Below are 26,122 nucleotides of genomic sequence, written 5' to 3' on the forward strand. Positions count from 1 at the left end.
TGTGACGCGGCCCGAGGACGATGAGGGAGCCGTTTGTGAGTACGACGACCACGACGAACACGCCGGACAGCAAGAAATCCGCGGACGACGCCGACAAGGGCATCCGGCTCGGTTCACTGGAAGTGCTGGCCGTGCTGCTCGTGCTGCTGGTGCTGGCCCGGAGCCACCTGGCCGGGCTGCTCGCGAGCCCGGGGATGCAGACCTGGGCGACGGTGTTCGTGTCGGTGCTGGTCCAGGCGGTGCCGTTCCTGGTGTTCGGGGTGGTGCTGTCCGCGGTGATCGCGGTGTTCGTCCCCCGGAGTTTCTGGGCGAAGGCCCTGCCGAGCCATCCCGCCCTGGCGGTGCCCGCGGCCGGCCTGGCCGGCGTCATCCTGCCCGGCTGCGAGTGCGGCAGCGTGCCGATCGCCGGATCCCTGATCCGCCGCGGTGTCACCCCGGCCGCGGCCCTGGCGTTCCTGCTCGCCGCCCCGGCGATCAACCCGATCGTGCTGACCGCCACCGTGATCGCGTTTCCCGGTGAGCCGCAGATGGCGATCGCCCGCGGGGTGGCCAGCCTGGTCGTCGCGGTCGCGATGGGCTGGCTGTGGCTGCGGCTCGGCAAGACCGAGTGGATCCGGCTGCCGCACCGGCCCGACCTCGACGACGCGTCGAAGGCGAAGGCGTTCTGGGCGGCCTGCCGGCACGACATCATGCACGCCGGTGGTTTCCTGGTGGTGGGCGCGGCCGCGGCCGCCACCATCAACGTGGTGATCCCGGCCGCCTGGCTGCAGAGCCTGGCCGCCGACCCGGTGATCTCGGTGATCGCGCTGGCCACCCTGGCCGTGCTGCTGTCGATCTGCAGCGAGGCGGACGCGTTCGTGGCGGCCTCGCTGTCCCAGTTCTCGCTGACCTCGCGGCTGGTCTTCCTGGTCGTCGGCCCGATGGTCGACCTGAAGCTGATCTCGATGCAGACCGGTGTCTTCGGCCGCCGCTTCGCGATGCGCTTCGCCCCGGCCACGTTCGTCGCCGCCGTCCTGGTCGGCACCGCGTTCGGGGCGGTCCTGCTGTGAGCCGGATGGCGCAAGCGGTGATCATGCTGTTGTTCGGCGGCGCGATCATCAAGGCGACGATCACCGACGTCTTCCTCCGCTATGTCAAAGAAGGCCTGCGGCCTTTCCTCTTGGTGGCCGGCATCCTGTTGGTCGCGGCCGCTTTGATGACCATGTGGTACGACCTCCGCGCCGGCCGTCAGGCGCCGTCGGCGTCGTCATCTCCGGACGGCCCGGAGCCGTCGGCCGATCCGCACGACGAGCACGACGACGGGCACGGTCACGGGCATCACGAGCCGCGGGTCGGCTGGCTGCTCCTGCTGCCGGTGCTGGGCCTGCTGCTGATCTCGCCGCCGGCGCTGGGCTCGTTCGCGGCCGGCCAGGCGGGCAGTGTCGGCCTGTCGGCGGCCTCCGACTATCCGCCGCTGCCGGACGGCGACCCGATCGAGGTCAGCCTGCTCGACTACGCGTCCCGCGCGGTCTTCGACAGTGGCCGCAGCCTGACCGGCCGGAACGTGAAGCTGACCGGTTTCATCACACCCGGCCCGGACGGCAAACCCATGATCGCCCGGATGGTGCTGACCTGCTGCGCCGCCGACGGCCGGCCGATCAAAATCGGGATGGCCGGCGTGCCGATCGACGCGCCCGCGGACGCCTGGGTCGAGGTGGTCGGCGTCTACAGCAGCCAGATCGGCACCGACCCGGTGAACCAGGCGCAGGTCGCCTACGTCGACGTCACGTCCTGGCAGGAGATCGACGAGCCCAAACAGCCCTACGCCTGAGAACCCGGCCGGTGCCCAGGGGTGCCCTCACGGCCCCGGAGGCACCCCTGGGCACCAGCCGGGACCGCGACCGCGCCGGACCTTCGGCGCACGTGCGGTTTTCGGCTGGTGCCCAGGGGTGTGTCGCGGGCTCGGAGACACCCCTGGGCGCCAGCCGGGTGGGGTGGGGGTGGGGTGGCCGTGCGCACACGCGGACGTCGCCCGGAGGGCTTCGTGTCATGGACGCGTAGCGGCCAGCGAAGCCCGCAGGGTCCCGGCGGGAGCGGCGATCTGTACCCCGGCGGACGCACGACATCATGAATTTGATCTTGAGGGTTTGCCCGCGATCAGATGGTGCGCAGGTCCAGGCTGTTGCGGACGAACGAGGACTGGTCGCCGGTGGACCACCAGAGCACCCCGCCGCGGTAGGAGATGTTGCCCGCGTCCGGGCTCACCAGCACGGTCCTGCGGGTCTTCAGGTCGTGGATCAGCAGCTCCTGGTTGCCGCTCAGGTCGGACTGCGGGCCGACCCGGGCCAGGACCTCGAACCGGTCCAGCACCGCCACGTCGGCGATCGCCGTCTCGAACGTGCCCTCGGCGACCTTGCGCCGGGCCGAGCCGTCCGGGTGGGACAGGTCGATCCGGGCGTAGCCGTCGGTATTCAGCGAGACCATCTGGCACCACGACGGGCTGCACGCGGCCACCGTGCGATCCGCGGTGGGCACCGCGACGGTCTGACCGGTGGCCAGGTTGCGCAGCGTGGTGGCCCCGCGCGCGGCGGTCTGCCCGTCGACCGCCCACGGCCACGCGGACAGCGCCCAGGTGCCCGGCTCGCTGGTCACCGTGACCTTGCCGCCGGTCAGCGGGATCGAGCGGAACTCGGTGCGGTCGCCGGCCGCGCTGGCCGCCCAGTGCAGGCGGCCGCCTTCGACGACCAGGTCGTACTGCGAGTCGTAGAACTGCATCGCGCCGACGTCGGTGGTGAGCAGACGGGCCCTCGGTGTCCCGGTGATGCCGCCGGTCCACAGCTCCGGCTTGCCGCGCACGCTCTCCACCCAGATCAGGGTGTTCGCCGAGCTGGTCAGCGCGGCGAACGGCGCGCGGTGCTCGGCGGGGACCTTGCGCAGCTCACGGACGGTGCCGTCGGCCTGCCGGACGATCAGCCGCAGCGTGCGGGCGTCCGCGCTCTGCACCGTGCCGGCTGAGGTGTGCGCGTCGAGGAACAGCCCGGGGGAGTACTCGCTGCCGTCCGGCAGTTTGGACGGGATGCTGCCGCGCTGCGCGGTCGGCCAGGTCGCGCCGAGCGGGAGCGGCTGCGGCTCGCCGGACTGCGCGGGCGCGCCGAAGAGCAACGCGGCGCCGGCGGCGAGCGCGACACCGAGGGCGATCAGCGGGCGGAGGGGGCGGACGGGCACCCGGCGATGCTAGCGCGGGGTCAGCCATCCGCCTGGCCGTCATCATGTCCCGGGAATGCCAGATCAAAATCAAGGTCTTTTGTCGTGCGTCCGCCGGGGTACAGATCGCCGCTCCCGCCGGGACCCTGCGAGCTTCGCTGGCCGCTACGCGTCCAGAACGCGAAGCTCTCCGGGCGGCGTCCGTGGTGGGTCATGGTCACCCCGAGGTCAAACCCTAGCCCCGGCCGAGGGCGAAGCTTCCGGCCCCATCCGCCGCCGGATAGCTCTCCGGTCAGTCGCCCTTGACGTTGACCAGCTGGCGGAGGGTGTGGCGGATCGAGACCAGGTCGGCGGCGTCCCGCATGACCACGTCGATCGGCTTGTAGGCCTGCGGGATCTCGTCGAGGAAGGCGTCCGTGTCGCGGAACTCGATGCCCTTCATGGCCGTGCGCAGCTGCTCCCGGGTGAAGGTCTTACGGGCCTTCGTCCGGGAGAAAGCGCGGCCCGCGCCGTGCGGCGACGAGTTCAGCGCCATGCCGTTGCCCTTGCCGACCACCACGTAGGACGCGTCGCCCATCGAGCCGGGGATCAGGCCGGGCACACCTCGGGCGGCGTTGATCGCGCCCTTGCGGGACAGCCACACCTGCTCGCCGAAGTGGGTCTCCTGCTCGGTGTAGTTGTGGTGGCACTGGACCCGTTCGCGTTCCTGGACCGGGCCGCCGACGAAGCGGCCGAAGCACTCGATCACACGGTCCATCATCTCGTCGCGGTTGGCGAGCGCGAAGTTCTGTGCCCAGCGCAGCTCCCGCAGGTACGCGTCGAACTCCGCGGTGCCCTCCTCGAGGTACGCCAGGTCCCGGTCCGGCAGGGTGATCCCGCGCCGGGTGATCAGCTCCTGGGCCACCCGGATGTGGTGGGCGGCGATCTTGTTGCCGACGCCGCGCGAGCCGGAGTGCAGGAACAGCCACACCCGGCCGTTCTCGTCGTGGCACACCTCGATGAAGTGGTTGCCGCTGCCCAGCGTGCCGAGCTGCAGATCCCAGTTCTTCGCGTAGCTCGCCGGGTCGAAACCGGCCCGCTCGGCCTCGGCGGCGAGCCGCTCCACCCGCACCCGCGCCGACGCGGTCAGCGCGGTGTTGTAGGAGCCGGCCGATAACGGCACGGCCCGCTCGATCGACGTGCGCAGCCCGGTCAGCCCCGGGCGCAGCTCGTCGCGGTGGTACTGGGTGCGCACGGCGGCCATGCCGCAGCCGATGTCCACACCGACGGCGGCCGGGATCAGCGCGCCGCGGGTGGGGATCACCGACCCGACGGTGGCGCCCTTGCCCAGGTGGGCGTCCGGCATCAGGGCGATGTGCGGGTGGATGAACGGCAGCCGGGACGCCTTCTCCGCCTGCTGAAGGGTCTCGTCCTCGATGAGACTGGCCCAATTGATCAGACGCTCGTTGATCTGCTGCACAGCGCAGATCATGCCGGGGGCGGTGTCGCCTCCTCCACCGTTTTACCGGTCAGGATCTCCTCCAGGTGGGTGACCTGCAGCAGCATCCGCACCATCGGGCCGAAGTCGCGCAGCTGGAACGTCACCCCGCGGGCCAGCGCGGCCTTGCGGGTCGCGACGAACACGCCGAGCCCGGTCGAGTCGAGGAAGGACACCTTGTGCAGGTCGACCTCCAGGTGCTTGAAGTCGGCGGTCGCCACCGCCTGCCGCAGGATCTGGCGCAGCGAGCTGGCACTGTCCGCGTCGATGTCACCCTCGGGCACGATGATGACCCGGTCGTCGAGCCGTTCGATCGAGCAGGCGAATTCCATGGTCGTGTCTCCCTGTCGCGGTGTCCGGCGGGCCGCACCGATGCCGAAGCGGTCCCCGATGGCCCGCGCCGATTCCCAGAATCTATCCACACCAAACGAGGTCTGTGTCACACGAAGAGGTGGCATCCGGGCCTGAACTGCGACGCATCATACTTTCGGCTAGCGCTGGCTCGGCCGCGCGGCTAGGGTCTTGACATCGGTCAAACAGGGTGCCGAGAAGAACCGTCCAGGTGTGCGACAGGGCATCGGGGTTCGTCTCTCGCGCCTCCGGTCCGCGAGTGTCTGACCTCCGCCCGGTGAAGGGAGAGTCCATGCGCTCGTCAGCAAGCGTGGTCGACATCGACGAGACGGACGATCCCGCCTCGATGGACCTGGTCTCCGCGCTGGCCGCGATGCCCGCCGGCCCGGCCCGGACGTCGGCCCGGCAGGAGGCGATCGCCGCGTGGCTGCCGATGGCCCGGCGGCTGGCCCGCCGGTACGCCAGCCGTGGCGAGGACCTGGACGACCTCACCCAGGTCGCCACGGTCGGACTGATCAAGGCGGTCGACGGGTTCGCGCCGGACCGCGGCACCGACTTCGCCGGCTACGCGATCCCGACCATCCTGGGCGAGCTCAAGCGGCACTTCCGGGACCGGATGTGGAACATCCGGGTGCCCCGCCGGCTGCAGGAACTGAACATGGCGATCAACAGGGCGCGCGGCCAGCTGGTGCAGACGCTCGGCCGGACCCCGACGGTCGCCGACATCGCCCAGCACCTGGGCATCGGCGAGGAAGAGGTGATCGAGGGCCTGGAGGGCGCGCACGCCTACCGCCCCGCCTCGCTCTCCACCCCGATCAGCACCGACGGGGACGCCACCCTCGGCGACACCCTGGGCACCGCCGAGCCCGGGTACCGGGAGACCGAGCTGCACCTGTCCCTGGGCGCCGCGATGACCTGCCTGGACGAGCGGGAACGGCAGATCGTCGCGCTGCGGTTCTTCGGTCACCTGACCCAGAGCGAGATCGGCGCGAAGATCGGTGTGTCCCAGATGCACGTCTCCCGGCTGCTCACCCAGGCCCTGGCGAAGCTACGCGTGCGGTTGAGCAACTAAAGTACGGCCGCTCGCCGCCGATCGTCGCCCCGTGCAGGATATTCACGCAGTGCTCGACCAGCGCGCGATCACCCCGGTGTTCCAGCCGCTTGTCGATCTGACCTTCGGCCGGGTCATCGGGTACGAGGCGCTGAGCCGAGGCCCCGCCGGTACGCCGTGGCGCGAGCCGATGGCGCTGTTCGCGGCCGCCCGCAAGGTCGGCCGGGACGCGGAACTCGACTGGATCTGCCGGGCGAACGCGTACCGGGAGGCGATGCGGGCCGGGTTCGGGCGTGAGCTGAACCTGTTCGTCAACATGGAGCCGACCGCGTGGCGCGCCGAGTGCCCGGCCGACCTGACCCCGATCGTCGACCAGGCCCGGAACCGGCTGCGGGTGGTCACCGAGATGACCGAGCGGGCCATCGCCGACGACCCGGCGTCTCTGCTCGCGGCGACCGCCAACTGCCGGGAGAACGGCTGGGGGGTGGCGCTCGACGACGTCGGGGCCGACCCGATGTCGCTGGCGCTGATGCCGTTCGTGCACCCCGACGTGGTCAAGCTGGACATGCAGCTGCTGCAGGCGCCGGGCGACCAGAACACCGCCCGGGTGGTGGCCGCGGTCGCCGCGTACGCCGAGGCGAGCGGGGCGCTCGTGCTGGCCGAGGGGGTGGAGACCGCCGAGCAGATGGCGGTGGCGCGGAGCATGGGCGCGACCATCGGGCAGGGCTGGCACCTCGGCCGTCCCGGGCCGCTGCCCGAGGAGCTGCCGGAGGCGAGCGCGTTGCCGCTGGTGCGCCGGTCGCCGGGGGACGCGCGGACACCGTTCGACATCGTGGCGGCCGAGCGGCCGGTCACCCGTACGTCGAAATCGCAGCTCATGCCGATGAGCCGGCACCTGGAAGCGCTGGCCGGCACCGGCCCGGAGCCGCCGGTCCTGCTCGCCTGCTTCCAGAACGCCCGGCACTTCACCCCGGCCACCGCGCGGCGGTTCACCCGGATCGCGGCGCACAGCCCGTTCGTCGCAGCGGTCGGCACCGGGCTGGGTGACGAGCCGGCGCCGGGCGTCCGGGGCGCGCACCTGCCCGCCGCGGACAACCTGCGCGACGAGTGGAACGTCATCGTGGTCGGCCCGCACCGGGCGGCCGCGCTCGTCGCCCGCGACCTCGGTGACACCGGCCCGGAGGCGGACCGCCTCTTCGACTTCGCCCTCACCCACGACCGCCGGCTGGTGGTCGCGGCGGCCCGCGCGATGCTGCACCGCCTGGCGCCGGTGTCCTGATCCCTACCGGCACGATCGGGCATCGGCGCGGTAACCGGCAGGGGATACCCTTGCTGCGGTGAAAGGGGACGTGATGGTCGACACGACCCTCGAGGGCCTGAGCGCGGTCGGTGACGCGACGACCGGCTTCGACCATCCCGGTCTGCTGTACCACGATCGTGACGACTACCTCGGCGGCGCCCGCGCGTTCGCCCGCGCTGCGGTGGCGGCCGGTGGGCCGGTGCTGGTCGCCGTGCCCGGGCCGAACCTGGCCGCGCTGCGGGACGCACTGAGCGATCTCGGCGACGCGGTCCACTACGCCGACATGGCGGTGGCCGGCCGCAACCCCGGCCGGATCATCCCCGGGGTGCTGCTCGCGTTCGCGGCCGCGCACCCCGGACGACGGGTTTCGATCATCGGCGAGCCGGTCTGGCCGGGTCGCACCGCGATGGAGTACCCCGCCTGCGGCCAGCACGAGGCCCTGATCAACGCGGTGTTCGCCGGCCGGGACGCCGCGATCCTCTGCCCGTACGACGCCGCCCTGCTCGACCAGGACCGGATCGACGACGTGTGGCGCACCCACCCGTGGATGATCGGCGCCGACGGCCGCCGGCCCAGCCCCTGGTTCGCCGGCGCGTTCGCCGCCGCCGACCGGTTCAACCAGCCGCTCCCGCCGGTGCCTTCCGAAGCGGCGACCCTGGCCTACGTGGTGATCGCCGAGTTGTCCCGGGTCCGCGCGTTCACGGCGGGGCAGGCGCGGTCCGCGGGGCTCACCGTGGACCAGACCGAGGATCTGATCGTCGCGGTCAACGAGCTGGCCGAGAACACCATCCGGCACACCCCGGCCGGCGGCACGGTGTCGTTCTGGACCGAGCCGGGCCACCTGGTCTGCCAGGTCGACGACGCCGGCCACCTGGTCAACCCGTTGGCCGGCCGGATCCCGCCGGCCGTCACCAGCGAGGGCGGCCGCGGTCTGCTCCTGGTCAACCAGCTGTGCGACCTGGTCCGCATCCACACCCGCCCGACGGGCACCACCATCCGCATGCACATGACCCGCACCCCCTGAAACCCCTTTTGTGTACGCACCCCGAGCCCCCGCCTCGCCGGCGCCCAGCCGGCGGAGCGCGAGCGCGGCCGGTCCCGCGGCGACGCCGTGCCGCGGTTCCGGGATCGGCTGGTTCTCAGGGGTGTCTCGCGGGGGTTGAGGCACCCCTGAGCACCAGCCGGCCGGGCCGTGGGCGCGGCTGGGTGTTGGGTGGGGTGGGGGGTCGCGGGGGGTGACCGGGACCACCCACGGGCGTCGCCCCGGAGGGCTTCGCGTTCTGGACGCGTAGCGGCCAGCGGAGCCCGCAGGGGTCCCGGCGGGAGCGGCGGTCTGTACCCCAGCGGACGCACGACATCGATCTTCTGAATTTGATCTTGATTTTCGGGGTGGGGGAGTAAACGCGATCCTGCGGGGCATCCGGGCGGTATGCGAGCGCTGACATGGCAAGGCACCGGCAAGGTCTCCGTCGAGACCGTGGCAGACCCGAAGATCCAGGAACCGACCGACGCGATCGTGCGGATCACGTCGACCGCGATCTGCGGGTCCGATCTGCACCTCTACGACGTGCTCGGGATGTACCTCGACAAGGGCGACGTGCTCGGGCACGAACCGATGGGGATCGTCGAGGAGGTCGGACCGGAGGTCACGCACATCAAGCCGGGTGACCGGGTGGTGGTGCCGTTCAACATCTCGTGCGGGCACTGCTGGATGTGCACGCGCGGCTTCTTCGCGCAGTGTGAGACGACCCAGGTGACCGCGGAGGGCAAGGGTGCGTCGCTGTTCGGCTACACCAAGCTCTACGGCCAGGTGCCCGGCGGGCAGGCCGAATACCTGCGGGTGCCGCAGGCGCAGTTCGGGCCGATCAAGGTGCCGGACGGGCATCCGGACGAGCGCTACCTGTTCCTCTCCGACGTGCTGACCACGTCGTGGCAGGCGGCGAAATATGCGGACATCTCCCGGGGCGACACCGTGCTGGTCACCGGGCTCGGGCCGATCGGGCAGATGTCCGCCCGGATCGCGCTGCACCTCGGCGCGGGCCGGGTGATCGCGGTCGACAACGTGCCGGAGCGGCTCGCCATGGCGCAGCGGCACGGCATCGAGGTGCTCAACACCGACAGCATCGACGACATCCCGGCGGCCGTGCTGCAGCTGACCCAGGGGCGCGGCGCGGACAGTGTGATCGAGGCGGTCGGCATGGAGGCGCACGGGTCGCCGCTGCAGGCCGCGGCCATGAAAGCGGCCGGGATGCTGCCCGACGCGCTGGCCCGCAAGGCCACCGAGGCGATCGGCATCGACCGGATGGCCGCGCTGACCACCGCGTTCGCCTCGGTCCGCCGGGCCGGCACGGTCTCGATCATCGGGGTGTACGGCGGGAACGCCGACCCGATGCCGATGATGGACCTCTTCGACAAGGGTCTGACGCTGCGGATGGGGCAGGCGCACGTGAAGCGCTGGGTGGACGACATCATGCCGCTGCTCACCGGCGATGCCGACCCGCTCGGCGTGGACGACCTGGTCACCCATCGGATCCCGTTGGAGGACGCGCCGCGCGGGTACGACATCTTCAAGCAGAAGCAGGACGGCTGCATCAAGGTCGTCCTGAAACCCTGAGCCAGCAGCCCCTTCAGCGGGTCCTTCGGCGGCGGGTCCTTCAGCGGGTCCGGAGGTAGATGACGGCGATCACGACCAGGACGATCGCGGTGATGTTGAAGGCGTGGACGGTCTTGAAGCCGGCCGACTTCTGCTGGCCGGCCGGGCCGAGCGAGCCCTTGGCGAAGGTGACCGACGGGGCCATGTACTCCATCGAGACGCCCTGCTCGGCGATGACCAGGTCGACCGAGGCGCGGCCGGCGCGGCGGGGGAACACGTACGGGACCCAGACCTCGACGCGGTGCGGGCCGGGCGGGACGTCGAACAGGTACTGGCCCCAGTCCGGGACCTGGTGATCGATGCCGTCGATCACCAGCTTGGGCTTGGTGACGTTGTAGAGGAAGGCACCGGCGGGGTGCCGCAGGTCGATTGCCAGACCGGCCATTCGGGTCGCTCACAGGTCTCGGTGGGGAGAGGTGTGAGCACTCTAGACGAGCGTCGGCGGCACGGAAAAGACCGGCCGTTCGGATAGGGCGAGCCGTCCGGGCGACCCTGGCGGGAGATCCACGCCGATATGATCAACGGGTATCGTGGCCGAGCTCGGCGCCCGTGCCGCCACGTCGATCCACGCCTGCCGGAAAGGTGCTCCGACGGTGACGGCCCGAAGCCCGGCGACGAACACGAGGTCCGCAAGCTACTCGGACGCTAACGTTCAATCCCGCCGCGCGTGGGCCGATGGGGTCGCTGTGACCGATCCGCCCGTGGTGCCGCCCTGGCGGCTGACCAGGACCCTCGCCGTCGCCGGCGGGCTGGTGCTGGTCGGCGCGCTGTGGTTCTGCGTCGGTCTGACGCACCACACCCCGCCGGTGTTCGGCTGGCTGCCGCTGGCGGTCGCGGTGCCGGTCGCCACGGCCACCTCCTGGCGGGCCGCGGCCGAGGGCCGGACCATGTGGCGGTACGTGTCCGCCGGCATCCTGCTGATCGGCGTGGCCGCCGGGAGCAACGCGTACGACTACTTCGTCGGCAAGCTCGAGGGCCAGCACATCAGCGGCCGGACCGCCGGGATCTACATCGCCGGCCTGCTCGCCATGCTGGTCGGCCTGATGCGCATCCCGGGCGCCCGCCGCTCGCGGATCGAGTGGCTGCGGTTCGGGTTGGACATCGCCACCGTGATCGTCACCGTGCTGACCTTCTGCTGGCACCTGGTCTACCCGCGCTGGCACAGCTGGCTCAGCGACAGCGTGGCCGGCGCGATCACCATCCTGATCGTGGTGGCGGCCGGTTTCATCTGCGTCTTCGCGTTCATCAAGGTGGCCTTCACCGGCACCGGGCTGATCGACCGGCGGGCGCTGCACCTGCTGGCGCTGACCGGCGCGGTCGGCGCGGGCGGCGGGTCGCTGGCGCCGCTGATCGCCGACAAGCCGTATCTCAACACCGCGCACGTGCTGCTGCCGACCACCAGCATGTTCCTGTGCTTCGCCGCGGACCGGCAGCTGCGGGCCACCCGCGCCGGTCGGCCCGTGCCGCGCCCGATCACCCGGCGGCTGAGCGTGATGCCGTACGCGGCGGTGCTGGCCACCGGTGGGCTGTTGCTGTTCAGCGCGATGACGCACACCGCCGACCTGGTCGCCATCGCGGCCGCCTCGGTGATCGTGACGGTGCTTGTCGCCGGGCGGCAGATGGTCGCGCTGCGGGACAACAAGCTGCTGCTCGACGACCTGGACGCGCGTCAGCAGGAGCTGGCCCATCAGGCGGCGCACGACGTGCTGACCGGGCTGCCGAACCGTGCCGTGCTGGTCCGGGAGATCACCGCGGCGCTGGCGGCCGGCCCGGCCGGGGTCAGCGTGGCGTTGATCGACCTCGACGACTTCAAGTCGATCAACGATGATCTCGGGCACGCCGTCGGCGACGCGCTGCTGATCTCGGTGGCCGACCGGATCGCGGCCCAGCTGCCCGCCGACGCGACGGTGGCCCGGCTCGGCGGCGACGAGTACGCGCTGCTGCTGCGCGACGGCGACCACGTCGCGATCCTGGACGCGATCGCCGCCCGGCTGCGCCTCCCGGTCCGGGCCGCCGGTCACGAGCTGGTGGTCGAGGCGAGTTTCGGGCTGGCGCCGGCCCGGCCCGGCGACACCGCCGACGAGCTGCTGCGCCGCGCCGACGTGGCGATGTACGAGGCGAAGGGGCAGGGCAAGGGCCGCCAGGTGGCGTACACCGCGGCGATGGACCAGCGCACCGCGGAGCAGTCCCGGCTCGCCGCCGACCTGCGGATCGCGCTCGACACCGAGCAGCTGTACCTGCTCTACCAGCCGATCGTCGCGATACCGAGCGGCGAGCTCTACGGGGTGGAGGCGCTGGTCCGCTGGACGCATCCGGAACGGGGCCCGGTCGGGCCGGCCGTGTTCATCCCGGCCGCCGAACGTACCGGCCTGATCGTGCCGCTGGGCGCGTGGATCCTGCAGGAGGCGTGCGAGCAGGCGGTCCGGTGGCTCGAGGAGCTGGGCGACGCCGCTCCGCGGACGGTGACCGTGAACGTGTCCGCCCGGCAGCTGCGCGAGGCCGGGTTCGCCGGGGAGGTGGAGGCGGTGCTGAGGCGTACCGGGCTGCCGGCGTACGTGCTGACCGTGGAGGTGACCGAGACCGCGGTGTTCGACGGCGGGACGGCGCTGACCGAGCTGCACGCGATCGCCGCGCTGGGTGTCAACATCGCGCTCGACGACTTCGGCACCGGGCACTCGTCGCTCGGGCTGCTGCGGACCTGCCCGGCCGACATCCTCAAGGTCGACAAGTCGTTCGTCGACGACATCACCGAGGGCGGGCAGAACGCGGTGGTGGTGGCGGCGCTGATCGGGATCTGCGACGGGCTGCAGCTGCGGGCGGTGGCCGAGGGTGTGGAGACCGCGGAGCAGGCGGCGGAGCTGGTGCGGCTGGGGTATCGGTATGCGCAGGGGTATCACTACGCGCGACCGCTGCCGGCCGGGCAGGTGGCGGCGTATCGGCCGCCGGACGCGGCGGTGCGGCTCACTGCCGCGTAAGGGTTCTGCGGCCGTTGTCGCGGCCGCTCTTTCTTGCGGCTGTTTTGGTGTTGCACTTTCGTGCGGCTGTTTTTACAGACGGGTGGCGGTGCGGACCAGGGCGGCCAGTGCTCGGGAGCGGCTGTGCGGGGGCCAGGCGATCACCGTGGTCACCCGGGGTGCGTCCAGGACCGGCACCGCGACCAGACCCTCGTGCAGCTGGGTGCGGCACGACTCCGGGGCGACCATGCACGCCCGGCCGAGCGAGACCAGTTGCAGCACCTGAGTGTGGGTGGTGACCTGCGGCCCGGCACCGTCCGGGTAGGTGCCGTCGCGCCGGGGCCAGCGCGGCATCGGCAGGCCGGGCAGGTCGGCGAGGTCGGCCATCAGCAGGTGCGGGCGCCCGGTCAGCGGGTGCCCGGCCGGCAGGATCGCCACCTGGTCCTCGGTGCCCAGGTCCTCGCTGTCGAACCCGGCCGTCGAGTCGAACGGCAGGTGCAGCAGCGCCACGTCGGCCTGGCCCTCGCGGAGCATGCGCTCCTGCTCGGCGACCCCGCTGAGGATCACGTCGACGGTGATCGCGTCCGGCTCCACCGCGTACGCGTCAAGCAGCTTGGCCAGCAACTCGCTGGACGCCCCGGCCTTCGCGACCAGCACCAACGTCGGGGTTCCGGTCGCGGCGCGGACCGTGCGCCGCTCTGCGGCAGCAACCGCGTCGAGCACCGCGCGGGCCTCCCTGAGCAGCACCGACCCGGCGTCGGTCAGCGTCGCACCGCGACTCGTGCGCTCCAGCAGCGGCACGCCGAGCCGCCGCTCCAGCTGGCTGATCGCCCGGGACAGCGGCGGCTGCGCGATCCCGAGGCGCTGGGCGGCCCGGCCGAAGTGCAGTTCCTCGGCGACGGCGATGAAATAGCGCAGCTCACGCGTCTCCATGGCGGCAACGCTACCGCCGATACCCGCAAGGTATCGAGCCCCACCTGATCGGTGTTGGCCGCCGTGCCGCCCGACGACAGGATCAAAGACATGAGTGTACGAACAATCGCGCTGGTCACCGGCGCCAACAAGGGAATCGGCTACGAGATCGCGGCGGGCCTCGGCGCGCTCGGCTGGAGCATCGGCGTCGGCGCTCGGGATGCGGAGCGTGGCGAGGCCGCGGTGGCGAAACTGCGCGCGGCCGGGGTGGACGCGTTCGCCGTGCCGCTGGACGTCACGAGCCCCTCCTCGGTGACCGCCGCCGCGGAACTGCTCGCGGCCCGGGGTGGCCTGGACGTGCTGGTCAACAACGCCGGGATCACCGGGGGCGGCCCGCAGGAGCCGACCCTGGTCGACCTGGAGATCATCCGCACGGTCGTGGAGACGAACGTCCTGGGCGTCGTCCGGGTCACGAACGCGCTGCTCCCGCTGCTGCGCCGCTCGCCGTCCCCGCGGATCGTGAACATGTCCAGCAGCGTCGGCTCGCTGACCCGGCAGAGCGCGCCGGGCGCCGAGACCGGCCCGATCGCGGCCGCCTACTCGCCGTCGAAGACGTTCCTGAACGCGATCACGGTGCAGTACGCGAAGGAACTCCGCGACACGAACATCCTGATCAACGCGTCCTGCCCGGGGTACTGCGCGACCGACCTGAACGGGTTCCGGGGCCATCGGACCGCGGAACAGGGCGCGGTCGCCGCGATCCGCCTCGCGACGCTGCCGGACGGGGGACCGAGCGGCGGCTTCTTCGACGAGGACGGCGAGGTGCCCTGGTAGTTGCGGCTGGGCTCGGGGTCCGGCGCCTCTCAGTCCTCGTGCTCGCTTGCCACGTGTTGTGGTCGTGCGTCGCGGTCGCGGTCGGCCGGTGCGCGGGGCCGTGGGTGGTCCGGGCCGTGGCGCGGCTCCCTGCTCCGGCTGGTTCTCAGGGGTGTGTCCGAGCCCTGGAGGCACCCCTGGTCGCCAGCCGGGGTCTGTGGGGCTGCTCATAAATTGGATGGTGGACTCGTCCAATGAAAGTGCTGCGCATACTCTTAATACATGTTGATCAACCCGGATGCTCCTGCCGACAAGCCGGAGACCGAGCAGATGAAGGTCATTCACCGGGCGATGAGCCGTGAGTTCGCGCTGTTCCCCGCGCTGGTCGCGGCGGTGCCGGCCGGGGACGTGGGCCGGGCGCGGGTGGTGGGCGGCCACGTCACGCTGGTCCTCGGCATGCTGCACGAGCATCACGAGGCCGAGGACGAGTTGCTCTGGCCGCTGCTGCGCGAACGGGTGCCGCTGGAGAAGGACCTGATCGACACCATGGCGGTGCAGCACCACGCCATCGCGGACGCGGTCGGCGCGGTCGGGGCCGTGCTGCCCCGGTGGACTGCGACGGCCGGCGAGGCGGAACGGGACCGGCTGGCGGCCGGGCTGCGGCAGCTCGAGGAGGCGCTGACCGAGCACCTCGGGCTCGAGGAGTCCGCGGTGCTGCCACTGATCCACGACCACCTCACGGTGCCGGAGTGGCTGGCCCCGCAGAAACACGCCATGGCACACGGCCCGAGCGGCCTGGTGGACAAGCTGCTGCTCGCCGGGGTGGTGCTGGAGGACGCCGGGCCGCGGGAGCGGGCCTGGTTCCTGGCCGGGATGCCTCCGCCGGCCCGGGTGCTGTGGCGGTGGTTCGGCGTTCGGCGCTATGCGGCGCGGGTCCGGGCGGTCCGGGCGGTCCGGGGCTGAGCCGGGGGCGCTCGGCTTTCCGCCGGCGGTGGTCTGTTCTCGGATGCGCGCGTTCTGGGCTGCGGTCTTGCGGTGGCTTGGGGAGCTTTCTTGTCCCGCGGGTTGTCCTCGACCCGCGCGGTCCGCGCGGTCTGTTCAGCGGTGGGGACATGGTTGTCGGTCGAGACATGTTTGCCGGTGGTGACATGTTCTCGGTGGTGACGTGTTTGCCGGTGGTGACATGTTCTCGGTGGTGACGTGTTTGCCGGTGGTGACATGTTCTCGGTCGGGACATGTTGCCGGTGGTGACATGTTTGTCGGTCGGGACATGATTCGGGCGGGGTCTGCTCTCGCCTGCGGTTTGTCCTCGGCCGCGGTTTGTCCTCGGTCGGGGTCTGCTCCCGGCTGCGGGTCTAGGTGAGCAGGGCGCCGGCGGCCTGGGTGGCGAGCCAGGCGGCGGCCTCCGGCTCGGGCCAGCCGAACTCGCTCACCGTGGTCCACGCCGACGTGCCGAAATAGAACCAGAGGACCTGCTCGGTGCGCTGCGCGTCCCCGTCGACGGCGCCGATCGTGACCAGGTGAGCGGCGATCCGGCTCAGGCGTTCCCGGTACCGCCGCACCGACAGCTCGGCGGCGCCGGCCACCGCGGGATCGGCGGTCGCGTTCTCCAGCAGCACCCGGATCAACGTCTCCTGGCGGCGCATCACCACGCCGGTGCTTTCGGCCAGCCGCTCCAGGATGCGCCGCCCGTCGGACAGGGCGAGGATCTCGGCGAGCGTCGCCTCGATCACGTCGTCCGAGGTGGCGGCCCGGGTCAGCTCCGCGATCAGAGCGGCCTTGCCGCCGACGCTGGTGTACACCGTGTTCACCGCGACCCCGGCCCGGGCGGCCACCGCCGGGATGGTCGTCCGGGCGTACCCCTGCTCGGTGAACAGCTCCTGTGCAGCGCGCAGGACCGCGGCGTGCGTCTCCCGCGCCGACCTGGCCCGCAGCTCTGAGGTATAGGTCCGCTTGGTCACCCGACTGATGGTAGGCACCGGCTCAGGAACGGCGATCAGCGGCCGATCTCCCTGATGTGACGGGCCCGGCGACCCTCGGCGACATGCTGGTCGCCCGTGAACTGGTCACCCCGGAACAGATGGCCGACGCGCTGCGCGAGCAGGAGGCGACCGGTTCCCGGCTCGGCGCCATCCTGATCACCAGTGGTGCGGTCCGCCGGCTCGACCTGTACGAGTTGCTCGCCCGGCAGTGGGGCCTGCCGTTCCTCGACCTGACGAACGTGGAACTGGCCGCGGACCTGCTCGACGAGCACGACCCGACCGACCTTGTCCGGGCAGGCTGGGTCCCGGTGCGGCGCGAACCCGACGGCAGTGTGCTGGTGGCGACCGCCGAACGGCCGTCGGACGCGCGCGCCCAGATGATCCAGGCGGCCGTGGGCGGGACGATCACCCAGGTGGTCACCACCGACTGGGACATCGACCAGGCGGTGCACCGGTCGTACCGGGAAAGGCTCGTCGACGACGCGACAATGGGGCTGTGGCGACGGTCCGCGGCCCAGTCGGCGCGGCAGGTGCTCTATCCCCGGCAGGCCTGGTCCCTCGGCGTCCTGCTGACCCTCCTGGTGCTCAGCCTGGTGCTGGCGCCGCGCGTCACCCTCACCGCCATCTCCATGGCCATCAGTGTGTTCTTCCTGGTCAGCGTCATGTTCAAGTTCGTTGTCTGCTTGCGTGGCGCGAAATACGACAAGGAGGAGGCGATCACGGCCGAGGAGGTGGCCGCGCTGGGTGACCACGACCTGCCGATCTACACGGTGCTGGTGCCGGTCTACCGGGAGGCGAACGTGATCGGCGACCTGCTGCACAACCTCGGCGACCTGGACTATCCGCGGGACCGGCTGGAGATCCTGCTGCTGATGGAGGAGGACGACGTCGAGACGATCGCCGCCGCCCGGGCCGCTAAACCACCCCCGACCGTACGATTCGTGATCGTCCCGGACCAGTTGCCGAAGACCAAGCCGAAAGCCTGCAACGTGGGCCTGTTCTTCGCCCGCGGCGAGTACGTGGTGATCTACGACGCCGAGGACCGCCCCGAACCGGACCAGCTGAAGAAGGCCGTGGTGGCATTCCGGCGCACCGGCCCGGAAACCGCCTGCATCCAGGCTGCCCTGAACTACTGGAACGTCGATGACAACACCCTGACCAGGATGTTCACCCTGGAGTACTCGTTCTGGTTCGACTACATGCTGCCCGGCCTGGACGACCTGAACCTGCCGATCCCGCTCGGTGGCACCTCCAACCACTTCCGGGTGCAGGCGCTGCGGACCCTCGGCGGCTGGGACCCGTTCAACGTCACCGAGGATGCCGACCTGGGCATCCGCGCGTCGGTGCTGGGCTACCGGGTCGGGGTGATCAACAGTACGACGTTCGAGGAGGCGAACCGGGCGGTCGGCAACTGGATCCGGCAGCGCTCCCGGTGGATCAAGGGATACATGCAGACGCTGCTTGTGCACCTGCGCCAGCCGGGCACGATCGTGCGTGGCGCCGGGTTGAAACAGAGCCTGTCGTTCATTCTGCTGATCGGCGGGACCCCGGCGTCGTTCCTGCTCACCCCACCCCTCTACGTCATCTTCGGCATATCGCTGATCGCGCCGGAACTGCCGATCGGGCAGTTCTTCCCGGACTGGGTGATGTTCTTCGGGGTGTTCAACCTGCTGGTCGGCAACACGGCCATGGTGTATCTGGCGATGATGGGCGCGTTCCGCCGCCGGCGTTACGGGTTGATGCTCTGGGCGCTGCTGAACCCTTTCTACTGGCTGTTGCACGCGATCGCCGCCTACAAGGGGCTGTGGCAGCTGATCACCAAGCCGCATTACTGGGAGAAGACCACCCATGGCCTCAGCGTCGCCCCTGGTCGAACACCGGTCGGCGAGCCCGCGAGCCCGGCCGGCTGACGGCACCGACCGCTGGCGGTGGCTGCGAGCGCTGCTGATCCTGCCCCTCTCCCTGCTGCTGATCACGCAGGCCCGCCGGCAGGGCGTGGTCAGCCCGCTGCTCGATCGCCTCGACCCGCGCCTGGTCGAGGCGCTCACCGCGCTGGCCACCGGCATGTTCTGCCACGTGCTCGCCGGTCGGCTGCATCGGCACGGCATACCGCGCCTGGCCGCCCCGTTCGTGGTCGCCGGCCCCGGCCTGGCTGTGTGCGCCGCGGCCCCGGTCGCCGCCGCTGACCTTCCCGCCGTGATCGGTCTGGTCCTCGTGATCATCGCGCTCGGCGGCTACCTGCGCTTCGTCATCGACGGTCAGACCCTGGGCGGCTTCGTCGCCGGCACCACCCTGGCCGCCGCCGCGGTCTGCGACCTGGTCACGCTCGGCTACATGGCGGCGTTCGCGGCCGCGGTGCCGTTCGTGGCCGGTGCGTGGGCCCGCCAGGTCCGGGCGACGACGGCGATCCTGGCGGTGCTCGCGTTCCCGAGCGTCGCGGTTTATCTCGGCTGGCTTTATGTCCGGTGGCGGTTCGCCGGCACTGCCTTCGGTGGGCCGTCCCACCCGGGACCGGCGGAGGCGGTGGACCTGGCCCGCGGTGCGGTTACGGTGCTCTCGGCCCTAGGTCATTGCCTGATGTACGTGGTGATCGGCGTCGCCGTGGGAGTGCGGCGGCGGAGCGCGCTGCCCGCCTATCTCCTGCCGGTGGTGGTTCTGGTCGCACTGGTGGCGGTAGGGGTACCACAGTCGGCCCTGGTGGTGAACCTGTTCCTGACCGCGGTGGCGGTGACCGCGATCCGCGCCCCGCTGAGCCGCCGGGAGTGGGCGGGACTGACCGCGCTGGCGGCGGGCCAGGTGGTGCTGACCTTGACCTGGAGCCCATGATCCAGGGCAGGCCTCGCCCCGTTCGGCCTCTTGCTTTCGTCGTGCGCCGCTTCGTTATCACACTGTGTAGTTGTCAGGGTGTCGCGGTCAGACGTGTGTGGTCAGCGGCCCTCCGTGGTAGGTGACCGCGTCGCTGAACGCCGCGATCAGATCCAGTTCCGTGCCGTGGTGATCGGCGTAGTAACGGTGCAGGTTGAGCACGACCCGTTCGGCGTCCGCCCAGCCCGCGAACTCGCCCAGGTCCACCGCGCGGGCGGCGTCCAGCGCGGACCGGCCCCGCGTGATCCCGTCCGCCCCGGCCTGCAGGACCAGGCGGTAGTAGCGGCGGTGCTCGTCCAGCACCCGGCCGATGTCGTCACCGGTCAGGACCGGGCCGTGCCCGGGGACCAACACCTCCGGACCGAACCCGGCCAGCCAGTCGATCGCGGCCAGCGCACCCGGCACGGACCCCATGAAGACCAGCGGGGTCAGCCCGGAGAAGACCAGGTCGCCGGTGAACAGCACCCGCTCGTGCGGCACCCAGGCAATCAGATCCCCGGTGGTGTGCGCCGGTCCGCCCGGATGCCGCAGCTCCACCCGCCGGTCGCCCAGATGCACGGTGAGCGCGTCATCGACCGTCACATCCGGCAGCCGCCGCTCGACGTCACCCCAGTCCGGCACCGGACTCCAGAACGGCGGGCACCCGTCGATGATCGGATCGACACGCAGCCCCTCCCGCATCTTCTCTTGCCCGATCAGCACCGTCGTGCCCGGCAGCAGACTGTTCCCATACGTATGGTCACCGTGCTGATGGGTGTTGACCGCGAGCTTCGGGGTCATCCCGGTGGCCTCGCCCAGCGCCTCCAGGAAGCGCCGCGCTCGCGTGGCCGTCGCACACGTGTCGATCACGAGCTGAGCCGTGCCGATGGTGACCGCGCCGGCGTTGTTCAGCCACCACGATCCGTCCGGCTGCACCCAGGCGTGAACCCCGGGCCGCACCTCGACCAACTCTGCCTGTCCCTTCGCGAATACCGTCATATCGCTCATCCCCGTGAGGTTAGTGCCGGCCGCTGCCGGCTTCTGGCACCCCGCCGACAGCTTCTCCCGCCGGTGGTTCGTCTTCTGTGACACCCAGCCATCGCTTCCCGACCGGGTTTCCGGGTCCTCCTTTTTCTCGGTGGTCGCTCCCTGGCGGTGTCTGGTCGACGGCTTCCGCTGGTGGCAGGCCTCTGTGGAACCCGCCATCTCCTGCCGTTGGCCGGGCCTCCTGCGGTGCGGCGGCCTCCTTTCTTGTCGGCGGTTGGTCACAGGTCCGCCTCCGGTGGCCGGAGTGCGCCGGCCCGCAGCATGCGCCCGGTGGGGAGGGCACTCGCTGCCAGCGCGAGCAGCAGGCACAGCCCGACCACCGCACCGATGACCGGCCACGGCACCACCAGCGGGACCGCGGCGCCGACCTGCTCGCTCAGCCCGGCGCGGATCGCGAGCAGCGCGCCGAGGGCGACCAGCCCGCCGAGCAGCGTCCCGATCAGGACCACCAGCGTCGACTCCGCCGCGACGTAGCCGGAGACCTGCCGCCGAGTCGCCCCGGCCAGCCGGACCGTCCGCAGGTCGGACGCACGTCCCTGAGCCGCCATCAACAGCGTGTTGGCTACCGCGATCGCCCCATAACCCGCCGACACTCCGATCAGCATCAGCGTGAACAGCCAGACCAGACGATCCTCGGCGCTGTCGGCCTCGGCCGCCCATGTCGCCACGTCGATCACTCGCGCTCCTGCACTGGCCGGTGCTGCATCGGCCGCTCCGGCATCGGTCGGTGCTGCGCCGGACGTTCCGGCACTGGCCGGTCCTGCATTGGCGAGACCATTCGCCGGGTGGCCATCGGTCAGGTGGACCGCTGAGGTCAACGCGGACGGGTCGTGCAGGCGGACCGTCGCATCGGACAGCAGGAGATCGGCACGGATGGAGCCGTCGGCGACCACACCGACCACTCGCAGCGCGATCAGCCGCCCATCCGCGAAGGTCAGCGGATACGTCGCACCCACCCCGGTGTGCGCCGACTCCGTGACCACCACGGCGCCCGGCCCGCGGAGACCGTCCAGCGCACCGGCGGTCAGCCGTGTGCCCTGAGCAGCCTGGCCGAAGGTGGCCGGGTCGATACCGAGTCCGCTCAACGCTCGAAGGTCCGGGGTGAACACCGTCGTCGGCAGGATCGCGGCGCCGGCCACAGTGGCCACCGCGGCATCCGACAGGCCCGGGGTGTCGTCCGGCACCAGTACCCGCCCACCGGTGACATCCGCAGCGCGGCCCGCCGCGTACGCCGCGGTCGAGGTGCGCACCATGCCGGCGACGAGCACGGCGAACGCCACGGTCAGCAGCACCGGGGCGGCGGTGGAAGCGGTACGCCGAGTGGCCGACCGCGCGCCCTGCCGTACCAGCAGGCCGATCGCTCCGCCGCCACGCCGCAGCGGGAGACGCCACAGAGCCACGATCGGCGGGATCACCGCTGGTGCGAGCACCACCATCCCGGTGACCAGAGCCATCGCGCTGAGCAGCGCGTCCGTCGCTCCGTCCTGCGGATCCGCCGAGCCGGCCGTTGCGATCGCGAGCACCACACCGGACGCGATCAGCGTTCCGCCGGTGATCCAGCGTGTCCGGCCCATCCGGCGTTGCTCGACGGCGGCCTCACGCAACGCCTCCAGCGGGCTGACCCGAGCCGCCCGGCGGGCCGCCGCCCAGGCCCCCGCCAGGGCGACCAGTGGCCCCAGCAGGAGACCGGCCAGCAGCGGCAACGGGCTGTACCGCACCTCATACGTCGCCGGCTCGAACCCGGCGTCGATGAGGACCCGTCCGAGGGCCGGGGCCACGGCCGCGCCCGTCACGACGCCGAGGACCGCCCCGGCACTGCCGACCAGCAGCGCCTCGCCGTAGACCATCCGGCGTACCTGCCGTGACGTCGCGCCGATTGCCCGGAGCAGGCCCAACTCGCGCCGACGCTGAGTCACGGTGAACGCGAACGTCGACGCGACGACGAACACCGTGACAAACCCGGCGAGCGCGGAGACCCCGGTGAGGACCTGCATGCCGATCCAGCGCGTGCGAGCCTCGCCCCGAGGCTCCAGTGCGCCTCGCTCGGCACCGGTCAGAACCGTCCCGCCGGCGCCGACCAGTTCGCGAGCATCGATCTCCACCGCGGCCGTGTCCGCGCCCGGTTCGAGGACCAGTCCGATCGCGGTCACTCCGGGCGCCAGCCGCGCGGCCACCTCGTCAGCCACCAGAAGTCCCGGCCGGTCCGACAACCCGGTCACCGTGTACGGCGTCGGGCCGGCCGCCGTCAGCAGCGTCACCGGGTCGCCGGGCCGGAATCCCAGTGCGCGGTCCACCACGACCTCACCCGGCCGACGTGGTGGCTCGCCGGACACCAGGTGCACACCGCCGAGCCGGACCGAGGCCCAGCCATATCCCTCGGTCGTGGAGCCGGAGGCCCGCCCGCCGATGATGACCTGACCGTAGAAGTGTCGATCCACGACCGCGGCACCGACGCCGGGGAGACCGGCGAGTCGCCCGCTCCACTCCTGGGCCTTCGCCTGAGACCAGGGGATCGTGGGTGGGAACGGGTCGGCGGGACTGTTGCTCACCGGAGCCTGGACGACGACCGCCGCGCCGGCCAACCGGTCGGGAATCTTCGGCCTGCCCGCGACGAGCAGCAACAGGGCGACCGTGACCAGTGTTATGCCGATCATGACGGCGACCAGCGCTCCGGTCATGCGGCGCAGCCTCAGCACGGCTTCACCACCTGGTGAGTGGTGCGGGCCGCGATCGCTTCCGCGGTCAGCGGCACCCGGGCGTCGTCGGCGATCCGGCCGTCGGCGAGGAACACGATCCGGTCGGCACGGGCGGCGGCGACCGGATCGTGGGTCACCATCACCACCGTCTGCCGGTGCTCGTCGACCAGCGCCCGCAGCAGGTCGAGGATGTTCCGGGAGGTCACGCTGTCCAGCGCACCGGTCGGCTCGTCGGCGAACACCACCGCGGGCCGGCTGATCAGCGCGCGGGCGAGCGCCACCCGCTGCTGCTCGCCGCCGGAGAGCTCGCTCGGACGGTGCCGGCGGCGGCCGGCCAGCCCGACGGCGGTCAGCGCGGCGGCGACATCCGCGGCCGGCGGGCGTCGCCCGGCCAGCCGGGCCGGCAATGCTACGTTCTCCTCGGCGGTCAGTGACGACACGAGGTTGAACGCCTGGAACACGAACCCGATCCGGTCGCGCCGCAGTCGCGTGACCTCGTCCTCGGTCAGCCCGTCGAGCACGACTCCGTCGATCGTGATCGAGCCGGTGACCGGGCGGTCGAGCCCGGCCGCACAGTGCAGCAGAGTCGACTTGCCCGACCCGGACGGCCCCATCACCGCCGAGAAGGTGCCACGCTCGAACGTCACCGAGACGCCGTCGAGCGCGACCAACTGCCGGTCGCCGGTGCCGTAGGTGGCCCGGACATCTCTCAGCACAACCGTCTGCGTCGTCATGCCGAGAACGATGCCGGGCCGGGCCGGGGCCGCACATCGGACCGGGATGGACACTTCACGTTCGGCCCACAGTGGTACGTGACGCCGGGAACGACCGGTTCGTCATCCCTGGGGATGACGGCTCCCAGGCCGACGCGTCCATCGATCCCACCGATTACCGTTCTGCGCATGGACGCGACCCAGCTGATCAGGCGCCTCCGCCCGACCGAGCTCCTCGCGCTCGACACGGTCACGGCGGGGGTCGTCACGCTGATCTGCTTGCTGGCCGCGGCCGAGACACCGAAGGACGGACTGCCTGCGGAGCCGGGCTGGGCCTCACTGCTCACCGCTCTGCTGATCGGGCTTCCGATCGCGGTCCGCCGGCGCTGGCCCTACCTGGTCGCGATCACAGTCACCGTCGCTTCCTCGGTCGCCCTGGGGTTCGAAGTCATCCCCGCCTTCGCGGCACCCGGCCCGGCCTGCGCACTGGTCCTGGCCTTCTACACCTTCGGTGCCGCAGCCCGCGATCGCCGGGCCTTCGTGATCGAGGCGGCCTGCTCATTCCTGCTGAGCCTCAGCCTGGTCGGTCCGATGCTTCTCGCCGGGCACGGCGATCCCGGGCCGGACGCGCCGTCGATGTTCATGTCGGTGCTCTTCGGGGGCCTGGTCGTCGCGCCGCCCGCCATCCTCGGGTTCGCGATCGGCGAGCGGCGCGCGCAGAACGCGCAGCGCAGCGAGCAGGTGCGGCGGGAAGCTGCGATCCAGGAACGACTCCGGCTGGCCCGCGAACTGCACGACATCATCGCCCACACGATGACGCTCATCGTGGTGAAGGCCTCGATCGGCAATCATGTGGCCGAGCGGGATCCGGCCGAGGCCCGCGACGCGCTTCAGGTCATCGAGAAGACCGGCCGTGCCGCGATGCTCGAGGTGCACAAGATGCTCGACACGCTGCGAGACGACACCCCTTATGCGCCCATGCCCGGCCTCGACGACCTGCCGGCGCTCGTGGCGATGGCGTCGTCGAGTGGTGCCCGTGTGACGCTCACAGTCGATCGTCCGGAAGGTCCCGCGAACGCGTGGATGCCAGAGTCGGTCCAGCTGGCGGTGTATCGGATCGTGCAGGAGTCGGTGACCAATGTGGTCAAGCACGCTGCACCCGCCCAATGCCAGGTCACCGTGGTGGTCGGCGCCACCACCGTGCAGATCGAGGTGATCGACGACGGGACGCGCCCGCCCGCCGCGACGAGGACCGGGCACGGTCTCATCGGGATGCGCGAGAGAGTGGCATTGCACGGGGGGACTTTCAGGGCCGGGCCGCGTGACGGTGGTGGTTTCTCCGTGACCGCGTTGCTGCCGGTCGGTGGCCCGCCATCAGGAGGCGACGTATGACCGGTGCGAGACGCGCGACGGGCTGGCCGGTTCCCCGGATCGATTCGGCGACGGGTGGTGGGGTGGCGTGATCCGGGTGCTGATCGCGGATGACCAGGCGTTGCTGCGTGGCAGTTTCCACGTGCTGGTCGACAGCAGCGACGACTGCCGCACGGTGGGAGAGGCCGGGACGGGCGCCGAGGCAGTCCGCCTGGCGGGCGAGACCAAGCCTGATGTCGTGCTGATGGACATTCGGATGCCGGAACTGGACGGGATCGAGGCCACCCGCCAGATCTGCGGCGATCCGGCGCTTGCCGAGGTGCGCGTGCTGATCCTGAGCACGTTCGGCCTCGATGAGTATGTGTATGCCGCGCTCCGGGCGGGCGCGAGCGGCTTCCTCGTCAAGGACACCCCGCCAGCCGAACTGCTGAGAGGGATCCGGGTCGTCGCGGGTGGGGAGGCGCTGCTGTCCCCATCGGTGACTCAGCGGCTGATCGCGGAGTTTGCGCGACGGCCCCAGCCGGAACGGCCGATCCCGCGCCGGCTGGACGGCGTGACCGACCGTGAGCGCGAGGTTCTCACGCTTGTGGGCCGCGGCATGTCGAATTCCGAGATCGCTGCTCACCTCGCGCTGAGCCTGGCCACCGTGAAGACCCATGTGGGCCGAATCCTCGCGAAGCTCGACGTCCGCGACCGAGCCCAGTTGGTGATCGTCGCCTACGAGACGGGGTTGGTCACCGTGGGCACGTGACCATTGCCGACACCGACACCGACA

General features: G+C 71.2%; 22 protein-coding genes. 13 read left to right on the plus strand and 9 right to left on the minus strand.

What is annotated here, in order from left to right; all coding sequences use genetic code 11:
- Nucleotides 1-20 precede the first annotated feature (20 nt).
- Both Apa02nite_RS32275 and Apa02nite_RS32280 read left to right on the plus strand, forming a co-directional pair.
- The gene (locus tag Apa02nite_RS32275; protein WP_203828396.1) at nt 21-1,049 is read left to right on the plus strand and encodes a permease; all 1,029 of its coding nucleotides are present in this window, start codon (nt 21-23) and stop codon (nt 1,047-1,049) included.
- Nucleotides 1,046-1,810: a TIGR03943 family putative permease subunit gene (locus Apa02nite_RS32280; protein WP_203828397.1), complete on the plus strand. Its 765-nt coding sequence runs from the start codon at nt 1,046-1,048 to the stop codon at nt 1,808-1,810. Before Apa02nite_RS32275 ends, Apa02nite_RS32280 begins: the two co-directional genes overlap by 4 nt.
- A gap of 326 nt (nt 1,811-2,136) precedes the next feature.
- On the opposite strand, the gene Apa02nite_RS32285 is transcribed toward Apa02nite_RS32280, so the two are convergent.
- The 3 genes from Apa02nite_RS32285 to Apa02nite_RS32295 all read right to left on the minus strand — a co-directional run bounded on the left by Apa02nite_RS32285 (nt 2,137) and on the right by Apa02nite_RS32295 (nt 4,992).
- A complete protein-coding gene (locus Apa02nite_RS32285) occupies nt 2,137-3,204 on the minus strand; it encodes a hypothetical protein (protein ID WP_239164712.1) in 1,068 nt (355 codons plus the stop codon).
- Between the two features lie 271 nt (nt 3,205-3,475).
- Nucleotides 3,476-4,642, minus strand: a complete 1,167-nt coding sequence (locus Apa02nite_RS32290) for an RtcB family protein (protein WP_239164713.1) — start codon at nt 4,640-4,642, stop codon at nt 3,476-3,478.
- 8 nt (nt 4,643-4,650) lie between these two features.
- On the minus strand, nt 4,651-4,992 hold the full coding sequence (locus Apa02nite_RS32295; RefSeq protein WP_203828399.1) for an STAS domain-containing protein: 342 nt from the start codon (nt 4,990-4,992) through the stop codon (nt 4,651-4,653).
- Between the two features lie 311 nt (nt 4,993-5,303).
- Here Apa02nite_RS32295 and Apa02nite_RS32300 point away from each other — a divergent pair, with 311 nt between their 5' ends.
- The 4 genes from Apa02nite_RS32300 to Apa02nite_RS32315 all read left to right on the plus strand — a co-directional run bounded on the left by Apa02nite_RS32300 (nt 5,304) and on the right by Apa02nite_RS32315 (nt 9,976).
- Nucleotides 5,304-6,083 carry a SigB/SigF/SigG family RNA polymerase sigma factor gene (locus Apa02nite_RS32300; RefSeq protein ID WP_203828400.1) on the plus strand — a complete coding sequence of 260 codons (780 nt, stop codon included), beginning with the start codon at nt 5,304-5,306 and terminating at the stop codon, nt 6,081-6,083.
- 31 nt (nt 6,084-6,114) lie between these two features.
- Nucleotides 6,115-7,341 (plus strand): sensor domain-containing phosphodiesterase, encoded by a 1,227-nt coding sequence (locus tag Apa02nite_RS32305; protein WP_203828401.1) that lies wholly within the window; start codon nt 6,115-6,117, stop codon nt 7,339-7,341.
- Between the two features lie 58 nt (nt 7,342-7,399).
- Nucleotides 7,400-8,386: an anti-sigma factor RsbA family regulatory protein gene (locus Apa02nite_RS32310; protein WP_239164714.1), complete on the plus strand. Its 987-nt coding sequence runs from the start codon at nt 7,400-7,402 to the stop codon at nt 8,384-8,386.
- A 405-nt stretch (nt 8,387-8,791) separates the two neighbouring features.
- Nucleotides 8,792-9,976, plus strand: a complete 1,185-nt coding sequence (locus Apa02nite_RS32315; protein ID WP_203828402.1) for a zinc-dependent alcohol dehydrogenase — start codon at nt 8,792-8,794, stop codon at nt 9,974-9,976.
- Nucleotides 9,977-10,016: 40 nt separating this feature from the next.
- Here the strand turns inward: Apa02nite_RS32315 and Apa02nite_RS32320 are convergent, their stop codons facing one another.
- Nucleotides 10,017-10,400 (minus strand): hypothetical protein, encoded by a 384-nt coding sequence (locus Apa02nite_RS32320; protein WP_203828403.1) that lies wholly within the window; start codon nt 10,398-10,400, stop codon nt 10,017-10,019.
- Between the two features lie 301 nt (nt 10,401-10,701).
- On the opposite strand from Apa02nite_RS32320, the gene Apa02nite_RS32325 reads away from it, so the two are divergent.
- The gene (locus Apa02nite_RS32325) at nt 10,702-12,990 is read left to right on the plus strand and encodes a putative bifunctional diguanylate cyclase/phosphodiesterase (protein WP_203828404.1); all 2,289 of its coding nucleotides are present in this window, start codon (nt 10,702-10,704) and stop codon (nt 12,988-12,990) included.
- A gap of 72 nt (nt 12,991-13,062) precedes the next feature.
- Here the strand turns inward: Apa02nite_RS32325 and Apa02nite_RS32330 are convergent, their stop codons facing one another.
- A complete protein-coding gene (locus Apa02nite_RS32330) occupies nt 13,063-13,902 on the minus strand; it encodes a LysR family transcriptional regulator (protein ID WP_203828405.1) in 840 nt (279 codons plus the stop codon).
- A 90-nt stretch (nt 13,903-13,992) separates the two neighbouring features.
- Here Apa02nite_RS32330 and Apa02nite_RS32335 point away from each other — a divergent pair, with 90 nt between their 5' ends.
- Nucleotides 13,993-14,715 (plus strand): SDR family oxidoreductase, encoded by a 723-nt coding sequence (locus Apa02nite_RS32335; protein ID WP_203828406.1) that lies wholly within the window; start codon nt 13,993-13,995, stop codon nt 14,713-14,715.
- A gap of 261 nt (nt 14,716-14,976) precedes the next feature.
- Nucleotides 14,977-15,657, plus strand: coding sequence for a hemerythrin domain-containing protein (locus Apa02nite_RS32340; RefSeq protein WP_203828407.1), 681 nt, complete (start codon nt 14,977-14,979; stop codon nt 15,655-15,657).
- 392 nt (nt 15,658-16,049) lie between these two features.
- Here Apa02nite_RS32340 and Apa02nite_RS32345 read toward each other — a convergent pair whose 3' ends face one another.
- Entirely contained in the window at nt 16,050-16,655 is a 606-nt protein-coding gene (locus tag Apa02nite_RS32345; protein WP_203828408.1) for a TetR/AcrR family transcriptional regulator, read from the minus strand.
- A gap of 83 nt (nt 16,656-16,738) precedes the next feature.
- Between Apa02nite_RS32345 and Apa02nite_RS32350 the strand changes: the two genes are divergently transcribed.
- Together Apa02nite_RS32350 and Apa02nite_RS32355 are read left to right on the plus strand one after the other, a co-directional pair.
- Nucleotides 16,739-18,586, plus strand: a complete 1,848-nt coding sequence (locus Apa02nite_RS32350) for a glycosyltransferase family 2 protein (protein ID WP_203828409.1) — start codon at nt 16,739-16,741, stop codon at nt 18,584-18,586.
- Nucleotides 18,525-19,502: a hypothetical protein gene (locus Apa02nite_RS32355; protein ID WP_203828410.1), complete on the plus strand. Its 978-nt coding sequence runs from the start codon at nt 18,525-18,527 to the stop codon at nt 19,500-19,502. Before Apa02nite_RS32350 ends, Apa02nite_RS32355 begins: the two co-directional genes overlap by 62 nt.
- Before the next feature lie 87 nt (nt 19,503-19,589).
- On the opposite strand, the gene Apa02nite_RS32360 is transcribed toward Apa02nite_RS32355, so the two are convergent.
- The 3 genes from Apa02nite_RS32360 to Apa02nite_RS32370 all read right to left on the minus strand — a co-directional run bounded on the left by Apa02nite_RS32360 (nt 19,590) and on the right by Apa02nite_RS32370 (nt 23,997).
- Complete coding sequence (locus Apa02nite_RS32360; RefSeq protein ID WP_239164715.1) at nt 19,590-20,528, minus strand: MBL fold metallo-hydrolase; 939 nt, start codon at nt 20,526-20,528, stop codon at nt 19,590-19,592.
- Nucleotides 20,529-20,785: 257 nt separating this feature from the next.
- Nucleotides 20,786-23,245 carry an FtsX-like permease family protein gene (locus Apa02nite_RS32365; protein ID WP_239164716.1) on the minus strand — a complete coding sequence of 820 codons (2,460 nt, stop codon included), beginning with the start codon at nt 23,243-23,245 and terminating at the stop codon, nt 20,786-20,788.
- Nucleotides 23,246-23,256: 11 nt separating this feature from the next.
- A complete protein-coding gene (locus Apa02nite_RS32370; protein WP_203828411.1) occupies nt 23,257-23,997 on the minus strand; it encodes an ABC transporter ATP-binding protein in 741 nt (246 codons plus the stop codon).
- 168 nt (nt 23,998-24,165) lie between these two features.
- On the opposite strand from Apa02nite_RS32370, the gene Apa02nite_RS32375 reads away from it, so the two are divergent.
- Both Apa02nite_RS32375 and Apa02nite_RS32380 read left to right on the plus strand, forming a co-directional pair.
- Nucleotides 24,166-25,368, plus strand: coding sequence for a sensor histidine kinase (locus Apa02nite_RS32375; RefSeq protein ID WP_239164717.1), 1,203 nt, complete (start codon nt 24,166-24,168; stop codon nt 25,366-25,368).
- A gap of 67 nt (nt 25,369-25,435) precedes the next feature.
- Nucleotides 25,436-26,098 carry a response regulator gene (locus Apa02nite_RS32380; RefSeq protein ID WP_203828412.1) on the plus strand — a complete coding sequence of 221 codons (663 nt, stop codon included), beginning with the start codon at nt 25,436-25,438 and terminating at the stop codon, nt 26,096-26,098.
- The last annotated feature ends 24 nt before the right edge of the window (nt 26,099-26,122 follow it).

Origin of the sequence: Actinoplanes palleronii (assembly GCF_016862315.1) — a bacterium.
In the GTDB taxonomy this organism is placed as follows: Bacteria; Actinomycetota; Actinomycetes; order Mycobacteriales; family Micromonosporaceae; genus Actinoplanes; species Actinoplanes palleronii.